1 pseudogene is annotated in these 1,055 nt (G+C 50.7%); it reads right to left on the bottom strand.

Going from position 1 to position 1,055, the window contains the following annotated elements:
* Positions 1–1,055, bottom strand: a pseudogene (locus tag OO016_RS14395) (hypothetical protein); the annotation flags it as partial.

Genomic DNA, 1,055 nt, shown 5'->3' with positions numbered 1-1,055 from the left:
TAGGTATAGGTGCCATTGCCGTTGTCGGCCAATGTAGAGATTGAGGTATCGGTAATGGTCGTTACGTTTCCACCGGCATCGGTAAAGGTGTAGGTACCATCAGTATTGTCTACCAGGGAAACCGTTCCGGCAGCTGCGTTGATCTCATCGATCGCATCCTGTACATTGGTAGCAGTAAGCCCGCTTGTGGTATTGTCGTATGGATTGGCGCTGGCATTGGTGTCGATAATCTGGGTAGCTCCTGTCTCATCCGTATAGGTATAGGTGCCATTGCCGTTGTCGGCCAATGTAGAGATTGAGGTATCGGTAATGGTCGTTACATTTCCACCGGCATCGGTAAAGGTGTAGGTACCATCAGTATTGTCTACCAGGGATACTGTGCCTGCAGCAGCGTTGATCTCATCGATCGCATCCTGCACATTGGTAGCAGTAAGCCCGCTTGTGGTATTGTCGTATGGATTGGCGCTGGCATTGGTGTCGATAATCTGGGTAGCTCCCGTCTCATCGGTATAGGTATAGGTGCCATTGCCGTTGTCGGCCAATGTTGAGATTGAGGTATCGGTAATGGTCGTTACGTTTCCACCGGCATCGGTAAAGGTGTAGGTACCATCAGTATTGTCTACCAGGGATACTGTGCCTGCAGCAGCGTTGATCTCATCGATCGCATCCTGCACATTGGTAGCAGTAAGCCCGCTTGTGGTATTGTCGTATGGATTGGCGCTGGCATTGGTGTCGATAATCTGGGTAGCTCCCGTCTCATCGGTATAGGTATAGGTGCCATTGCCGTTGTCGGCCAATGTTGAGATCGAGGTATCGGTAATGGTCGTTACATTTCCACCGGCATCGGTAAAGGTGTAGGTACCATCAGTATTGTCTACCAGGGAAACCGTTCCGGCAGCTGCGTTGATCTCATCGATCGCATCCTGTACATTGGTTGCAGTAAGTCCGCTTGTGGTATTGTCGTATGGGTTAGCGCTGGCATTGGTGTCGATAATCTGGGTAGCTCCCGTCTCATCCGTATAGGTATAGGTGCCATTGCCGTTGTCGGCCAATGT

Source organism: Lentiprolixibacter aurantiacus, assembly GCF_026241225.1.
Taxonomy (GTDB): Bacteria; Bacteroidota; Bacteroidia; order Flavobacteriales; family Flavobacteriaceae; genus Lentiprolixibacter; species Lentiprolixibacter aurantiacus.
Note: the sequence above shows the minus strand (reverse complement) of the source record. Positions and strands in the feature narration are given on the sequence as shown.